General features: G+C 61.6%; 1 pseudogene. It reads right to left on the reverse strand.

Annotated elements, in window-relative coordinates:
- Positions 1 to 20 precede the first annotated feature (20 nt).
- A pseudogene (locus ACLQ24_RS30805) lies at positions 21 to 211 on the reverse strand (IS5/IS1182 family transposase); the annotation flags it as partial.

Raw genomic sequence — 211 nt, forward strand, 5'->3', positions numbered from 1 at the left:
GTCGCGCAAATTGGTCAAGATCATGGGCGGCGGGTGGGGCGGGTGTCCCATCGGTATAGGGTCCATGCCTGCCGGATAAGGCTACGTAGAGTAATGATCGTGTCGGCGAGGTCGAAGTAGGCGTCGATGACTTCCTCCTTGCGTTCGTAGCAGCGTTGGAGCCGGTTGAACGCGTTGTGCCAGGCGTTGGTGCGCTCGACGTGCCAGCGGC

This window comes from Micromonospora sp. DT4 (assembly GCF_049841675.1).
In the GTDB taxonomy this organism is placed as follows: Bacteria; Actinomycetota; Actinomycetes; order Mycobacteriales; family Micromonosporaceae; genus Micromonospora.